This window comes from uncultured Mediterranea sp. (assembly GCF_902493215.1).
GTDB lineage: Bacteria > Bacteroidota > Bacteroidia > Bacteroidales > Bacteroidaceae > Bacteroides.
Genome location: NZ_CABUOL010000028.1, coordinates 14632 through 30424, shown reverse-complemented (window position 1 = coordinate 30424; position 15793 = coordinate 14632). Strand labels below are relative to the sequence as shown.

Sequence of the window (15793 nt, the reverse complement as noted above, 5' to 3'; positions counted from 1 at the left end):
TTCCACCCCACCTTTTTTCTTCCAAGTAGTCTATACAATGTTGTTCTGTTGGGAACGCATCTTGTAAGTCTTTTAATGATTTAAATCTACTATTAAACATAAGGCTTAGTTTTTGATTACGCCTCTAATATAGTAGCTTTTTACACAAGATGCAAATTAAATGCAGATTATTTTATAAGATTAGTGTAAATTGGTATATAAATACCTTAATTTATTAATTCCATCAGTAGCTGATCTTCACCCCGGCAAAATAGGAACGGGGCAGGCCGGGACCGTATATGTAGCCGGAGTCGCGCAGCTTGCCTTGATCGAAGTCCTTCTGATAGGCGTTGAAGAGGTTCTGCACACCGGCATTCACCTGAAGGGTGATGTTCTTGTAGAGGGTGAAGTCGTAGGCGGCCTTGAGGTTCATCTCCCAAAAGCTGGGTGTGGTCTCGGCACGGTCTTTCTCGATATAGCCGGCACGGTGTTCCACCAGCATGCTGCCCGTATAGGTACCCGACAGGGCGATGCTCAGAGGTTTCACAGGGCTGTAGGTCAGGGTCATGTAACCATAGGTGTCGGGCGTGCGGAAGATGCGCTTCTCCATGGGAACGGTTTCGTCGTCGCTCCACTGGCGGGCTTCCTTATATTCGGCCTTCTGCAAGGTGACACCTGCCTGAAGCTGGAGCGTGGTGAGCCAGGCCAGCTTGCCTTCGAGGGTCACGCCGTAGACACGGGCACCCTTTTCGTTATAGCGTTCGTTCTTCAGGATGCCGTCTTCGGTACCGATCTGGCGCAAGGCAAAGGCGTCGGACAGGTTGGTATAGAAGCCCTCGATCAACAGATTGCCCTGCAAGGCACCCCAACGGTGGTACAGGTCGGCCGAAAGACTGACACTGCGTGACTTCTCTTCGCGAAGGTCCTCGGCCAGCTGAATCATGGATACGTTGCCGCCCACATTCTCGACATGCAGGTCCTCATCAAAGGCCTGGGGCGCACGGAAGCCTACGGAATAGGCGGCACGCAGGTTGATGTCCTTCGTGGGATTGTAGCGCAGATTGACACGCGGACTGAAGATGACGTGATCTATCAGATTGTGCTTGTCCAGACGGCCACCCACGAGGAAGCTCCAGCGGTCGTTCTTCCACTCGTTCTGCAGGAAGGCACCGGCGATGCGCACCGTCTGGTCGATGTAACGGTTGTAGCCCCACATCTTGTCGTGCATGGCGTCCTGGTTGTACTCCACGCCACCCGTCAGGTCGGCAGGCAGAAAGAGGCAGCGGTCGAAGTGGTAGACGTACTGCGAACCGACTACCCACGTCAGGTCCGTCGTGGCTCCGTAGGCATTGAGCGAATGGTCGCCGCCGTAGTAGCTATCGCGGTCGATGTGCTGCATGGAGGCGTAGACATTGACTTTATGTTTCTCGTCGGGCGAGAAGTAGTCGAACTTCACGCTTCCGCTGTTGATGCTGTGCTCGGTCTGTTCGGTGATGTCGGTCTCGTGGGGCGGACGGTCGAGCAGATTACCGCCCCGGCGGAATTCCTGCAAATGGTGGTACTCGAAGGTCAGCTTGGAATAGTTGCTGGTCTTGAGGAAAGAACGGAAGCCCACGGTCTGGTTGCGCAGCTTGGGCAGCTCGGTGAAGCCGTCGCCGTCGTAGTCGAAGCCGCTGCGCTGGCGGTTCTGGCCGAAGACGTAGATACCCGCCTTGTGGTTGTCGGTAACCAGCGAAGCATTCATCGTCGTGTTATTGTCGAACGTCGAAAGGCCGCCCACGCCCATGAGGGTGTGCCCCAGCTGGGCGGAGTTGCGCAAGGGTTCCTTGGTAATGATGTTGATGGTACCTGCAATGGCCGAAGCACCGAAGAGGGCCGAACCGCCGCCGCGCATTACTTCCACACGCTCAATCATGTTGGCCGGAATCTGCTCCAGTCCGTACACGCCAGCCAGAGCGCTGAACACAGGACGCGAGTCAATGAGAATCTGCGTATAGGGACCATCGAGGCCGTTAATGCGCACTTGCTGGAAGCCGCAGTTCTGGCAGTTGTTCTCCACCCGCACGCCGGGCTGGAAATTCAGTCCCTGGGCCAGCGTAGTGGAGTTGGTCTGCTCGAAGAGCTTGAAGTCCATGACGTTGACCAGCGTAGGGGCCAGACGGCGGGTGGTCTCACTGCGGTTGGCGGTGACCACAACGCCGTCCAGTGCCACAAGGTCTTCCTCCAGTTCGAAGTTTTCTTCCAGCGTAACGCCCTTCTTCAGGACAACTTCACGCGTCAGGGTCTTGTAGCCCACGGCACTGACCTGCAACGTGAACTTGCCTTCGGGCAGGTTTTTCAGAAAATAGTGGCCCGTAGCGTCGGTCAGGGTACCGATGGTGGTACCCTTCAGCGAAACGGTGATATAAGAAAGGTGTTCCTGGGAATGTTTCTCCAATACATGTCCTATGATGTTGGCATCCGAGCTTTTCAGCTCTTCGGCCATAAGGGTGGCGGGCAGCAATGCACACAGCACGGCCACCACAAGAAAGATATATTTTTTCATGTGTCTTCTATTTTAATAATTTGAATAAAGAAAAGGATGGATGTACCTGAACGGAGACTCATCACAGATTACACAAACTGGCACAGATTATTTGCTCGGACAATCAGCATGATAAAGATCCGAGTCAATCAGCGCAATCTGTGGTAAACCATGATACATCTCACGTCAGCAGAAGAAGACACAAGCGGGAGGGGCCCGCAGACGGATGCCGTCGTCCGGCCGACGTAGGAAGAGGCGCGACGTACGCGCCACAACCAGCAAGCCCAACAGGGCACAGAAGCAGGGAACGGCAACAAGCAGCACAGGAACGGAGGAAGCCACATAATGGTCGAGAAAAAAGATTGTTTCGGCCTGGCTCTCGGTGTGCTGATGACCGGCTTTGAAGGGATGCGAGTGCACAATGATGACCCCGTTCACCACATGCGAGTGGGTGAACAGCGTGACTCCTCCCCAATACGTCAGGAACAGCAGGGGAAGAAAAAACTTCAGGATGCGCCGCAACTTCTCCAAAGAACGTCAGTTTATGATTGATTGTGGCGGCAAAGATAAGGCTAATTATGCGGATGCACAAACTTTCGGAATACCAATCTATTGGTATAATAAAAAAGGATGTACATACAACCCACCACAGATTACACAGATTGACACAGATCTGTTGCCAGCCTTCCGATTATCCGATTGAACAATCCGTGATAATCCGGGTAATCTGTGGTGAGTTGTGACACACATCCTCCACACATTCATCTATAGCAGACTACTGCAAAGCTATCGCATATTCGCCGCCGGCTTCGGTGGGGAAGTCCACTTCGTAGTAGCTGAAGACAGCATTGGACTGCTTTCCGCCACTGCGGGCCACTTCACGACCGTCCTTGTTGACCACTACCGGCCAGGCTGTACGCAGCTTGCAGGACTTGCCCGAAAGCGAACGGATGGCGGCGCCGGTCAGGGTTCCGGCCTTCCACTGCATGTCTACCTCGAAATTGCCGCGTGCCTTCAGCCCCGACACGCTGCCTTCGGGCCAGGCATCGGGCAGAGCGGGAAGCAGATGCAGGTAGCCGGCATGACTCTGAAGCAGCATTTCGGCCACACCGGCGGTGAAACCGAAATTACCGTCGATCTGGAAGGGCGGACAGGCGTCGAGCATGCTCTTATAAAGTCCACCTCCCTTGCGGCCGGTGCCGAAGTCCATGGGGTTGAACAGGTTGGAAATGATTTTATAGGCGTGGTTGCCGTCGAGCATGCGGGCCCACATGTTGATTTTCCAGCCCATGGACCAGCCGGTAGCTTCATCGCCACGGTTCAGCAGGGTCTGGCGTACGGCATTGAACAATTCGGGGGTATCGGTCGTAATCTGGTCGCCGGGGTGGAAGCCGTACAGATGGGACAGGTGGCGGTGACGCGGATCGGCCTCCTTGAAGTCGTACATCCATTCCTGCAACTTACCCCCCTCGCCTATCTGATAGGGAAGCAACTTCTCCAACTTGTCCTGCAATTCCTTTTGCAACTCGGCATCGACGTTCAGCAGACGGGCAGCGGCCAGCGTGCGGGTAAAGTTCTCGCGGATGATGGCCATGTCCATCGTGGGACCCATGCTGAGGGCCACGCGTTCTCCCTTGGGCGAGATGAACCAGTTTTCGGGCGAGAGGCCGGCGGGAGTCACCAGATGGCCCTGACCGTCGTCAATCAGCCAGTCGGCAAAGAACTCGGCGGCACCCTTCATCAGCGGATAGGCCTTTTCCTTCAGAAAGGCTTCGTCCTGCGTGAACTGGTAGTGTTCCCACAGATGGCTCGTGAGCCAGCCTTGTACCATCGGCCAGAAGGAGGCACTGGGCACGTTGTCGTTGGGTACGGACTCGCGCCACAGGGAGGTGTTGTGATGGGCCACCCAACCACGGGCTCCGTACATGCGCTCCGCCGTCTCGCGGCCCGAAACGGCCAGCTCTTCAATCATGCGGAACAGCGGTTCGTGACATTCGGACAGATTGGTCAGCTCGGCCGGCCAGTAGTTCATTTCAGTGTTGATGTTGATGGTATAGCCGCTGTTCCAGGCGGGGATGGTATCCTGGTTCCAAATGCCCTGCAGGTTGAGGGGCTGGCCGCCGGGACGCGAACCGGATATCATGAGGTAGCGCCCGTACTGGAAGAGGGTGGCGGCCAGGTCGGGGTCGCTCTGGTCGGCAAAGCGGTCGATACGCTCGTCGGTAGGCAGGGCCAGCTGCTCGGGCGAGGAAGCCAGCTTCAGGCTGACACGGCCGAAGAGGGCGTTGAAGTCGGCCGTATGCCGTTCCTTCAGCTGGTCGTAAGTATAGGCCGAAGCCTTCTTCAAGATGGACGAGGCCTTGGCCGAAGGGTCAATGCCCTCGCGGCTGGGGCTCTTGTCGAAACCGTTGTAGCTGGTGGCCATGCTCAGAAGGAAGCAGGCTTCGTCCGTGCCGCTCACGCGGATACCCTTGTCGGTGACTTCGACCTTGCCACCGCGGCACACGGGCAACAGCTGGGCCTCGAAGAACATGCCCTTGCCGTCTATCTCGTCGCCATAGATCACGCGCTTGTTGAACTTGCGGCGGCCGTCGGCGTCGTACAGCTCTGGGTGCTTGTACTGGTCGCCCCAGCTCTCCAGCTGCTCGAAGGTGCGCCGCTCCACGTAGCCCGGTGCCTGACCTTTCAGCACCAGCTTGCCGTCCTGCTGGAGCTGGTGTGCGGTGGGATGAACGGATGCGAAGTCCAGCGTGACGTCGAGCCCTTCCTTGTTGTCGGTCTTCAGGCGGATGACGATGACATCGTCGGGATGCGAAGCGAAGACTTCGCGTTCCACCGTCGCGCCGCCCGCGGTATAGACGGTGCGGTTCACGGCCTCCGAGAGGTTCAGTTCACGGGTGTAGGCCGAAGCCTCGCCGCCACGGTTGTCCGTGATGTAGAGGTCGCCGAAGGGCTGGTAGTACTGGTGCAGACGTCCCAGCCAATGCTTGCAGATGAGGTCCGAAGCCTGGCCGTATTCGCCGGCCTTCATCAGGGCCACGACGCGTTCCTTCATGGCGGGCGTCACCTGTATGTCCTTGAACATCGTAGAGGGTTCGCCGCTGTAGAGTGTGTTTTCGTTGAGCTGCAGGTGTTCCTCGGACGTTCCGCCGAAGACCATCGCTCCCAGCCTGCCGTTGCCGATGGGCAGGGCTTCGTTCCAGTTGGCCGCCGGCTCGTCGTACCACAGCCTGACGGTCTCTCTCTCCTTTTCGCCGCCGCCCGCGCAGGCCGCCAGGCAGAGCAGAAATAGCAAATAAAAGTGTTTCATGAGTTTTTTGGAGTTTAAGAATTTATCGATATGAATGCAAGCAAAGTTACGAAAACCTACGGACAATCCAACACTTCTGCGAAAACAGAAAGTGCCTTTGGAACAAAAACGCAAGGAAATGGGACACATCTTAAAAGCTTCCGATACCAATGGGGCTTGCCTGCACGCACTTTGACGCATTGCCCGACAAAACAAGCCTGAACAAACAAAATGAAAGCAGAATAGCCGCAAGGCTGACAACGCAGTTTTGCCAAAGGAGTACAACCAGCGAAGAAACAAAGAAAATAGGCTATAATTATGCAGAAGAAATGCAGAAAAAAGACTATATATGCACTCCGGCAGACGAATTCGGGCATTTACCGACAGAAAACATACGACTTGCCGAGAGAAAACAAACCTTCTAACCACACCAAACATACGATTTGCCGAGGGAAAACATACAACTTGCCGAGGGAAAAGCGACGCTTTGCCCACGGAAAAGGAACAGCCGGGCCTCAAAAGGGAATATTGACGTTCTATTTCAACTGTAAACATTTCGATACGCAACTGACTTCCAGCGTTATACAGAAAATCACTCGCGCGGATGGAAACGAACCGTCCTCAGGCCGGAAAGAAGCGATTCTCAGCCAATAGAAAATACAAAGTGTCAAAACGTCAGAGCCGCATGGCGACCGAGAAAAACGAAGGGGAAACGCAGAAAAAAGGGAAAAGACGGAAATTTCTGAAAAAAAAGTCGTCACTTTGCAACCTTGTGGGGCGGAGGTTCCGTCTAACAGACAAAGAAAACCCTGAAACGAATAAAAACGAACGAATATGAAACGTATCCTTATCCTACTCGGCCTGATGGCCGCCACAAGCCTGGGCATGCAGGCCGAAAACAGAACCGTGACCGACACCGTAGACGGCAAGAAGCGCGTCATCGAACTGAACTATGACCTGATTGACGGTCGCCAGCAGGTGGACACCGTCAGTATCACCACCTACGAAGGTACCGATGCCGACGAAGCCGGCGATGACGATACCTACCGCCACCGACACGACGGCAGCGGCCTGCAATGGGTAGGCTTCAACTTCGGCGACGACGCGCCGGAAACCCTCGTCGCCCTGACGGCCATCATCTTCACACTGGGCCTGCCCGCACTGCTCATCTTCATCATCTTCTACTTCCGCTACAAGAACCGCAAGGCCAAATACCGACTGGCCGAACAGGCACTGGCTGCCGGACAACAGCTGCCGCCCGAGTTTTTTAAAGAAGGCGAAGGCAAGGACCTGCACAGCCGGGGCATCAAGAACATCTTCCTGGGCATCGGGCTCTTCATCTTTCTGTGGTCCATCACGGGCGTGTTCGGCCTGGGATGCATCGGCCTGCTCATCATGTTCACCGGCTTCGGACAAGTGACCATCTACTATACCCAGCCGGGACAGGGCGACGGCAAACCCTTCATCCGCATGGAGCGTGACGAAAAGACCGGCTACCGCTACATGAAGGTGGGCGGCATCGAACTCCGCGACCAGACCGAAAAGAAAGACACGCCCGACGCTGAAGACACAAACGAACCGAAAGAATGAGCCAACTCAACGACATATCGCTCATTGCGCAGGTCGTGGTGTTCCACAACACCCGCGCCTTCGACCAGCTGGTCAGGAAATACCAGTCGCCCGTGAGGCGCTTCTTCCTGAACCTGACCTGCGGCGACAGCGAACTGAGCGACGACCTGGCGCAGGACACCTTTATCCGTGCCTACACCAGCCTGGCTTCCTTCAAGAACCTGTCCAGCTTCTCCACCTGGCTCTACCGCATTGCGTACAACCAATATTATGACTATCTTCGCAGCCGGAAGGAGACAGACGACCTGGACACGGCACGGGTGGACGCCCAGTGCAGCGTGCGCCAGCCGGACACGGGCCTGCACTCGGACCTGCACCGCGCACTGGCCACGCTGAGAGACATCGAGCGCACCTGCATCACCCTCTTCTATCTGGAAGACCAGAGCATCGACAAGATAGCAAGCATTACCGGATGCCCCACGGGAACCGTAAAAAGCCACCTTTCGAGGGCCAAGGAAAAGATGGCAACGTACTTAAAACAGAATGGTTATGACGGAAAATGACGACAAGTTACTGGAGAGCTTCTTCGCCGGAGAACGGCAGGAAGTGGCCGACAATGGCTTCACACGCCGCGTGATGCACAGCCTGCCCCGCCGGAGCAACCGCCTGGCACGCCTGTGGACGGCCGGAGGGTTCACCCTGGCCGCCGTGCTGTTTGTGGCGCTGGACGGACTGGAACTGCTATGGAACAGCCTGCGCGAGGCCTTCACCGCGACACTGGCCGACGGCATGGCGCAGACAGACCCGCGATCGATGGCGGTAGCCGTAGTGGTAGTACTGTTCCTTATGTATAAAAAAATAGCCTCATTGGCGTGAAAATAGTTATTTTTCGCTGCTGACAAACAATTTTGTCGGTGATATGTTATATCTTTGTCCCTTCAAAAAACTGGAATGACAAAAAAAGTTTTAATACATATCACCCTAAGTCTGGCAATGGTTCTGCTGCTCCTTGCCGGAAAGGCCTCCGCCCAAACGGCCCGCAGCGACAGCGCCGTCATGCAACGGCTGAAGGACATGGGCTCCCCGCTGACCTGCAACAACCGGGTGGAACTGCTGATGAGCGGTGAAGACAAGTTCAACGACCTGTTCGAAGCCATCCGCGGCGCTCGCCACCACATCCATCTGGAATACTTCAACTTCCGCAACGACTCCATCGCCGGTGTCCTCTTCCGTCTGCTGGCCCAGAAGGTAAAGGAAGGAGTGGAGGTACGTGCGCTGTTCGACGCCTTCGGCAACCTGTCGAACAACAAGCCTCTGAAAAAGAAACACCTGAAAGCCATTCGCGAACAGGGCATCGAAATCGTGAAATTCGATCCCTTCACCTTCCCCTGGTTCAACCACGCCGCCCACCGCGACCACCGCAAGATTGTAGTCATCGACGGCAAGACAGGCTATACGGGCGGCATGAACGTGGCCGACTACTACATCAAGGGCCTGCCCAAGATAGGCGAATGGCACGACATCCACGCCCGTATCGAAGGCGACGCCGTGCGCTACCTGCAGGGCATCTTCCTGACCATGTGGAACCGCGAGACAGGTCAACACATCGGCGGGCCGGAATACTTCCCCGACACACCCCAGCTGCCGGACAGCATCGCCGAGGAAATCATGATTGTAGACCGCACGCCCCGCGAGACGCCGCGTTCTATCAGTCGTGCCTATGCTGCCTCCATCTGCGAAGCCGACAGCCTGATACGCATCGTGAACCCTTACTTCGTGCCGACCAAGTCCATCCGCGAAGCCATCAAGTATGCGCTGAAGAAAGGTACGGAGGTGGAAATCATGGTGCCACGGGTATCCGACGTTCCCTTTACGCCCGAAGCGGCCTTCTACATCCTGCACAAGCTGATGAAGAAAGGTGCCAAGGTGTATCTGTTCAACGGCGGCTTCCACCACTCCAAGGTGATGATGGTGGACGGAAGCTTCTGTACCGTGGGTACGGCCAACCTGAACAGTCGCAGCCTGCGCTACGACTACGAGACCAATGCCTTCATCTTCGACCCCGAAACGACGGCCCAACTGACGGAGATGTTCGAGCGCGACAAGCAACGCAGCACCTTGCTGACACCCGAAGTCTGGAAAGAGCGCTCGGCATGGAAGAAGTTTGTGGGATGGTTCGGCAATCTGCTTACCCCGTTCCTCTGACGTTTGCACAATTCAACAGAAAAGCCTACCTTTGCGGGGGTTATGTCAAAACGAACATTCACTACAAGATTATCCGGACTGACACAGCCCCCTTTTTCAACCTGATTTAAAGAATGAACTTATGAAAAGGCATTTTCTGCTTCTGACCCTATTCATGACAACGGCTTTCTGCAGCCTGACGGCACAAACCAGTCATGCGACCGATACCATATCCGTCTTTTACGAAACTCCGCAGGACAATTTTGTACAAGGCCTCATGGAGTTCCAGGGCATCTACGGATTCAATGTACAGGTCAAGACGGACCTGAAGGTTTCCTATATCCTCTACATGGTGCAATGTACGAACGGTACCAGTACACGGAAGGCGCTGAACAAAGTCCGGCCGCTGGACATAAACGGCCAGACCAATTTCCAGTTCTTTGCCAAGGCACAGTCGCCTGACACCGCACACATTGCCATCCAAAGCCCCATCGGCATGAGCCTCTACCTGCCTGTACCTACCGAAGGCTGTATCCTGATGGAAACCTTACCGACCCACACCTATACGGCCAAGGACCGGATACCGCTCATTGCCTATGCCACAGGGCACAAGCGCACCATCACATGGAGCGGTCAGGAGGGGACACTGATTGATTACTGCGGTGTCCGTTTTTCCAAGAGCCATCCTTCCGAATGGTATAAAAAGTTTCACATAAAAGACTACATCTACTTCGAGCTGGAGCCCTGCTCCGACCAAGGCGACGAAGCAGAATCACATAACGATGAACAATAAAGCAACCTACTCATGAAACAATATTTAGACTTGCTCAACCGCATCCTGACCGAGGGTGTCGAGAAAAGTGACCGAACCGGTACGGGCACCATCAGCGTGTTCGGCCACCAGATGCGCTTCAACCTGGACGACGGTTTCCCCTGCCTCACTACCAAAAAGCTGCACCTGAAGTCCATCATCTACGAACTGCTCTGGTTCCTCAAGGGCGACACCAACGTGAAATACCTGCAGGAACATGGTGTACGTATCTGGAACGAATGGGCCGATGCCGACGGTGACCTGGGACATATCTACGGTTATCAGTGGCGTTCGTGGCCTGACTATCAGGGCGGATTTATCGACCAGATCAGCGAAGCGGTGGAAACCATCAAGCACAATCCCGACTCACGCCGCATCATCGTGAGTGCCTGGAACGTGGGCGACCTGAACAACATGAACCTGCCGCCCTGCCACGCCTTCTTCCAGTTCTACGTGGCCGACGGGCGCCTGAGCCTGCAATTGTACCAGCGCAGCGCGGACACCTTCCTGGGGGTACCGTTCAACATCGCATCGTATGCCCTGCTGCTGCAGATGATGGCGCAGGTGACGGGCCTGAAAGCAGGTGATTTCATCCATACGCTGGGCGATGCACACATCTACCTGAACCACCTGGAGCAGGTGAAACTGCAACTGACGCGCGAACCGCGCCCCCTGCCGCAGATGAAAATCAATCCGGATGTGAAGAATATCTTCGACTTCCAGTACGAGGACTTCGAGCTGGTGAACTACGATCCGCATCCACACATCGCAGGCAAAGTATCCGTTTAACACCCCAAAAACGAAAAAAGACATGATCAGCATCATAGCCGCCGTAGACCGCCGCATGGCCATCGGCTACCAGAACGAACTGCTCTTCTGGCTGCCCAACGACCTGAAACGATTCAAGGCACTGACTACGGGTCATACCATCATTATGGGCCGCAAGACTTTCGAGTCATTGCCCAAAGGCGCACTGCCCAACCGACGCAACATCGTCCTCTCGTCCAACGTCCATGCCACCTGCCCCGGCGCCGAGGTATTCACCAGTCTGGAGGAAGCCCTCAAACATTGCAGCTCCGACGAAGAGGTCTACATCATCGGCGGTGAAAGTGTCTACCGCCAGGCCCTGCCGCTGGCCGACCGCCTCTGCCTGACAGAAATAGATGACGAGGCTCCACAGGCCGACGCCTATTTCCCGCAGGTACTGCCTGAAGTATGGCACGAAAAAAACAGGGACGTTCATCCTGCCGATGAAAAACATCCCTGTTCCTATGCCTTTGTAGACTACGTCCGCCGCTGAAAGGCGGACGAAGAACGTCAACTTAATCTTTCTCTTCCGCTTCCGGTTCGTCTTCCTCAATCAGGATAGGCATCTGGCGTTTGATAACCTCATGAAAGGAAATCAGTGTCTCGGTACGGGCCATGCCCAGCGGTTGAAGCTTTTCCTGAATGATGTTCTGCAGATGGCGGTTGTTGCGCGCGTAAAGTTTGATGAACATGTCGTACTTACCGGTTGTAATGTGGCACTCCACAATCTCGGGAATGTTCTCCAGCGCCTTGATTACCGCATCCGACGAAGAAGGATCCTTCAGATAGATTCCGATATAGGCACACGTTTCGTAACCAATCTTCTCGGGGTCAATGATATATTCCGACCCTTTCAATATTCCTAAATTCGTAAGCTTCTGTATACGTTGATGGATGGCTGCACCCGATACATTGCAGGCACGCGCCACTTCCAGGAAAGGGATACGGGCATTGTCGGCTATCAGCTTCAGTATCTGCTCGTCCAAAGTATCCAATTGATGATGTCCCATTTTTAACTCCTTAAAATAATATTGACTTATAATTACCAGGATGCAAAGTTAGCATTTTTTTCAGCATAAAAGATACGGATTGTTAGTTTTCTTGCATATATATTACAAAAACCATACCTTTGTAACTTCCACAAAAAAAGAAAAGATTATGAAGAAACAGGTTTGTCTCCTTATCACACTGCTCATGGCAGGCACATTGTACGCACAAGAATTCTCCCGATATTTCACGGACAAGACACTCCGTGCAGACTACTATTTCACCGGCAACGCCGAACATCAGGAAATCTGCGTCGACGAATTGTACGCCTTACCCGGCTGGAGCGGACGCAAGCATAACCTGGATCAGTTGCCTTTGGCCGGTTACGGACAGATAACGGTACGCGACAAGGCAAGTGGAATTGTAATCTACCGCACTTCATTCTCTACGCTCTTCCAGGAATGGCTGGAAACAGATGAAGCGCGCAGTGTTCAGAAGGGGTTTGAAAATACATTCCTGCTGCCCTACCCCAAGCAACCGGTTGAAGTGGAAGTGACACTCCTCGACAAACGTCTGAAACCGACAGCCAGCCTGAAGCATACGGTTGACCCGAACGACATCCTGATCCATCCGAAAGGATTCGATAACGTGACGCCTCATAAATATCTGATGAAAAGTGGAAATTCTGAACGATGCATCGACGTGGCCATTCTGGCAGAGGGTTATACGGAAGGTGAGATGGACACATTCTACCGCGACGCAGCCATTGCCTGTGAAAGCCTATTCGACCACGAACCGTTCAAATCACTGAAAGACCGTTTCAATATAGTGACCGTGGCCAGCCCTTCAAAAGACAGCGGAGTCAGCATTCCACGCCTGAATGAATGGAAACGGACTGCATTCAATTCGCATTTCAGCACATTCTATTCCGACCGGTACCTGACTACCTCGCGCGTGAAGTCTATACATGATGCACTGGCAGGAATCCCCTATGAACACATCATTATTCTGGCCAATACCGATGAATATGGCGGTGGAGGTATCTACAATGCCTATACACTGACCACAGCTCATCATCCGATGTTCCGCCCCGTAGTGGTACATGAATTCGGCCATAGCTTTGCCGGACTGGCTGATGAATATTTCTATGATGAGGACGTTATGAACGATACTTATCCGCTGGATGTAGAACCGTGGGAACAGAATATCAGTACCCGTGTGAACTTTGCCTCAAAATGGGAAGATATGCTGAAAAAAAAGACACCCATTCCCACGCCCACGACAGAAAGTGAAAACTATCCAGTAGGTGTATACGAGGGTGGAGGATATTCGTCCAAAGGTATCTACCGTCCTGCCGATAACTGCCGCATGCGTACCAATGAATATCCGACATTCTGCCCCGTTTGCCAACGCGCCATCCGGCGATTGGTTGAATTCTATACGGAATAAAATGCTGAACATTCATCCATAAAACAAACAATACATGATTACACTGAAACGTATTACGACCTCTGACCGTGAGCTATATGCTTATCTGGAAGGGCTTATGACACAGTCTTTTCCCTCTGACGAATACAGGGATTTAAACGAAATACGAGACTTCACAGACCACCGTCCGCATTTCTACAACAACATTATACTGAACGACGGACAACCAATTGGTCTTATCAGTTACTGGGACTTCGATGACTTCTATTATGCCGAACACTTTGCCATCGATCCGACACAAAGAAACGGCGGGTATGGCAAGGCCGTTCTGCAACATCTATGCAACGCTTTGCACAAGCCTATTGTACTGGAAGTAGAAATGCCGGAAGAAGAGATAGCCAAACGACGAGTAGGTTTCTACCAACGGAACGGCTTCACATTGTGGGAAAACGAATATCGCCAACCACCTTACAAAGCAGGTGACGACTTTCTGCCCATGCGACTTATGGTTTATGGATCTCTGGACAGTGAAAAAGACTATGAGAGAGTGAAAAAAAGAATCTATCATGACGTATATAACGCCAAAGCATAATCAGAAATGAACGCATAAAAAAAGAGCATATCCAATGGATATGCTCTTTTTCATTTTATTATTCCAACTATTACTGGCGGGGTTGCGCAGAATAGTTAATCTTCAATGCATAAGCTTGACGGAGAGCTTCCTTGATTTCTGTAACGATACCCATCTTGGTGTCTTGGTCAATCTTCAAAGAAACAGTCATATTCGGCTGATCCTCTTCCTTCATACTTGCACGTTCACCGTTGACATAGTCATATACTTCAGAAACTTCAGCATAACTGTCATTCAACTGGATACGACTTTCATCACCCAGCTTCTTGCGGAACTCTGCAGTAGGTTTACCAACATAGATAAACGTTACCAAGGATTTCTTCTCAAGTTTTTCCAACTCTGTGGCTTGCGGAACCTTAAACTCAACCTTTAATGTTACCTCACGCATCGTTGTTACAATCATAAAGAAGAACAACAAAGAGAAGATAAGGTCAGGCAGAGAAGAAGTGTTCAACGCCGGCATTCCACGTTTACCTGTTTTACTAAATTTTCCCATTACTTCTTTTCTCCGTACTTTTTAGGTTCTGCCTCAGAGATAACCTGAGGATAAATCTCACGTATTGCTTCTTGCTGCTCCTCATTGAGGTCGGCGTAATTCTTCTGCCACTTGGATTGTGCCAGTTCATTACGTAGCTCATTGTAGGCAGCAACCAATTCATTCTGTACAGCTATATATGCCTTGTAGGACGTACCGCGGTCGCATCGCAAAGAAATTACGTGGAACTTCGTCACCATTTGGGTACCAAAGAAAGGCACTTCTTTAGCCACCTTTTCCGGCAACTTTTCATCGTTGTACGGATTGGCGATGAATTCCTTTGCCTTAGCGCGCAGCTGCTCTACACTGACATAGTCATTTCCGCACATCAACTGGTCGTTAAAGTTCACGAAGACCTGGAGGATGTTGCGCTCCTTGATATCCTTATCCTCTTTCTTCTGGTTTTCCTGCGGGGGTTCAGGCAAACGTCTTGCCAAACCACGGTCGGTATCCATAGAGGTAGTTATCAAGAAGAAAATCAGCAACAAGAAAGCCATGTCCGCCGTTGAACTGGAGTTGATTTCCGGGCAGCCTCTTTTCTTTCTAGCCATGTGTCACTAATTTATTTAAATTTCTTTGTAATTCCAAACCCGACGATCAACAATACTGTGATACCCATCAGGATATAGATTGTGTAGAGGAACATATCAGTCAACTTCAGCCAGAAAGGCACATTTTCAGTACCTTCATAACCCGGCATCACCAACGGCTCACCACTACCGATTGCCCATGATACAATCATGATAACAACCAACAGAACTACTCCGAGCAAAGACTTGAGAGTTGTTTTGGGAGAATCGATGAAACCTGTCACCAACTGATACAAAGCAGCAACCAATGTAACCGCTACAGTTACACCAAACAGGATATACATCCAATAGATAAGGAGGTCTGTTTGTGCAGGCTCAGACAAAGAGGTATCTGCGACCAAACGTTGCTCCATCGGGGTTTCGCCACCCAAGAAGAACATGGCAACTACTACTACAGAGAGAAGCAGCATGACCAACAGGGCAGTACCCGAAACGTTTTGAATTTTAAATTTCTTCATA

At 52.7% G+C, this 15793-nt stretch carries 17 protein-coding genes; 10 read left to right on the top strand and 7 right to left on the bottom strand.

Features of this window, described 5'->3' with window-relative positions; translation table 11 throughout:
* Positions 1-223 precede the first annotated feature (223 nt).
* The 3 genes from RDO88_RS12700 to RDO88_RS12690 all read right to left on the bottom strand — a co-directional run bounded on the left by RDO88_RS12700 (position 224) and on the right by RDO88_RS12690 (position 5813).
* Complete coding sequence (locus RDO88_RS12700) at positions 224-2524, bottom strand: TonB-dependent receptor domain-containing protein (RefSeq protein WP_307759723.1); 2301 nt, start codon at positions 2522-2524, stop codon at positions 224-226.
* A 165-nt stretch (positions 2525-2689) separates the two neighbouring features.
* Positions 2690-3034, bottom strand: coding sequence for a hypothetical protein (locus RDO88_RS12695; RefSeq protein WP_307759722.1), 345 nt, complete (start codon positions 3032-3034; stop codon positions 2690-2692).
* Between the two features lie 244 nt (positions 3035-3278).
* Positions 3279-5813, bottom strand: a complete 2535-nt coding sequence (locus tag RDO88_RS12690) for a glycoside hydrolase N-terminal domain-containing protein (RefSeq protein ID WP_307759721.1) — start codon at positions 5811-5813, stop codon at positions 3279-3281.
* Between the two features lie 583 nt (positions 5814-6396).
* Between RDO88_RS12690 and RDO88_RS12685 the strand changes: the two genes are divergently transcribed.
* The 8 genes from RDO88_RS12685 (at position 6397) to RDO88_RS12650 (ending at position 11656) form a co-directional block, all read left to right on the top strand.
* Positions 6397-6630 (top strand): hypothetical protein, encoded by a 234-nt coding sequence (locus RDO88_RS12685; protein WP_307759720.1) that lies wholly within the window; start codon positions 6397-6399, stop codon positions 6628-6630.
* Positions 6627-7382, top strand: a complete 756-nt coding sequence (locus RDO88_RS12680; RefSeq protein WP_307759719.1) for a DUF6249 domain-containing protein — start codon at positions 6627-6629, stop codon at positions 7380-7382. The genes RDO88_RS12685 and RDO88_RS12680 overlap by 4 nt, the downstream gene beginning before the upstream one ends.
* Positions 7379-7924: a sigma-70 family RNA polymerase sigma factor gene (locus RDO88_RS12675; protein ID WP_307759718.1), complete on the top strand. Its 546-nt coding sequence runs from the start codon at positions 7379-7381 to the stop codon at positions 7922-7924. Before RDO88_RS12680 ends, RDO88_RS12675 begins: the two co-directional genes overlap by 4 nt.
* Positions 7911-8237 (top strand): DUF5056 domain-containing protein, encoded by a 327-nt coding sequence (locus RDO88_RS12670; protein WP_307759717.1) that lies wholly within the window; start codon positions 7911-7913, stop codon positions 8235-8237. Before RDO88_RS12675 ends, RDO88_RS12670 begins: the two co-directional genes overlap by 14 nt.
* 117 nt (positions 8238-8354) lie before the next feature.
* Entirely contained in the window at positions 8355-9566 is a 1212-nt protein-coding gene (gene cls, locus RDO88_RS12665; RefSeq protein WP_374043954.1) for a cardiolipin synthase, read from the top strand.
* A gap of 121 nt (positions 9567-9687) precedes the next feature.
* Complete coding sequence (locus tag RDO88_RS12660) at positions 9688-10338, top strand: hypothetical protein (protein ID WP_307759716.1); 651 nt, start codon at positions 9688-9690, stop codon at positions 10336-10338.
* Positions 10339-10350: 12 nt separating this feature from the next.
* Positions 10351-11145, top strand: a complete 795-nt coding sequence (locus RDO88_RS12655) for a thymidylate synthase (protein ID WP_307759715.1) — start codon at positions 10351-10353, stop codon at positions 11143-11145.
* Between the two features lie 22 nt (positions 11146-11167).
* Positions 11168-11656, top strand: coding sequence for a dihydrofolate reductase (locus RDO88_RS12650; protein WP_307759714.1), 489 nt, complete (start codon positions 11168-11170; stop codon positions 11654-11656).
* 22 nt (positions 11657-11678) lie between these two features.
* On the opposite strand, the gene RDO88_RS12645 is transcribed toward RDO88_RS12650, so the two are convergent.
* Entirely contained in the window at positions 11679-12173 is a 495-nt protein-coding gene (locus RDO88_RS12645; RefSeq protein WP_307759713.1) for an Lrp/AsnC ligand binding domain-containing protein, read from the bottom strand.
* A gap of 148 nt (positions 12174-12321) precedes the next feature.
* Between RDO88_RS12645 and RDO88_RS12640 the strand changes: the two genes are divergently transcribed.
* The gene (locus RDO88_RS12640) at positions 12322-13599 is read left to right on the top strand and encodes a M64 family metallopeptidase (RefSeq protein ID WP_307759712.1); all 1278 of its coding nucleotides are present in this window, start codon (positions 12322-12324) and stop codon (positions 13597-13599) included.
* A 34-nt stretch (positions 13600-13633) separates the two neighbouring features.
* A complete protein-coding gene (locus RDO88_RS12635; RefSeq protein WP_307759711.1) occupies positions 13634-14170 on the top strand; it encodes a GNAT family N-acetyltransferase in 537 nt (178 codons plus the stop codon).
* A 70-nt stretch (positions 14171-14240) separates the two neighbouring features.
* Here RDO88_RS12635 and RDO88_RS12630 read toward each other — a convergent pair whose 3' ends face one another.
* Genes RDO88_RS12630 through RDO88_RS12620 form a run of 3 tightly spaced genes read right to left on the bottom strand, consistent with a single transcriptional unit; the run spans position 14241 to position 15792 of the window.
* Positions 14241-14705, bottom strand: a complete 465-nt coding sequence (locus RDO88_RS12630; RefSeq protein ID WP_307759710.1) for a biopolymer transporter ExbD — start codon at positions 14703-14705, stop codon at positions 14241-14243.
* Positions 14705-15295, bottom strand: coding sequence for a biopolymer transporter ExbD (locus tag RDO88_RS12625; RefSeq protein ID WP_307759709.1), 591 nt, complete (start codon positions 15293-15295; stop codon positions 14705-14707). Before RDO88_RS12625 ends, RDO88_RS12630 begins: the two co-directional genes overlap by 1 nt.
* Positions 15296-15306: 11 nt before the next feature.
* On the bottom strand, positions 15307-15792 hold the full coding sequence (locus RDO88_RS12620; RefSeq protein ID WP_307759708.1) for a hypothetical protein: 486 nt from the start codon (positions 15790-15792) through the stop codon (positions 15307-15309).
* Between the last annotated feature and the right edge of the window lies 1 nt (position 15793).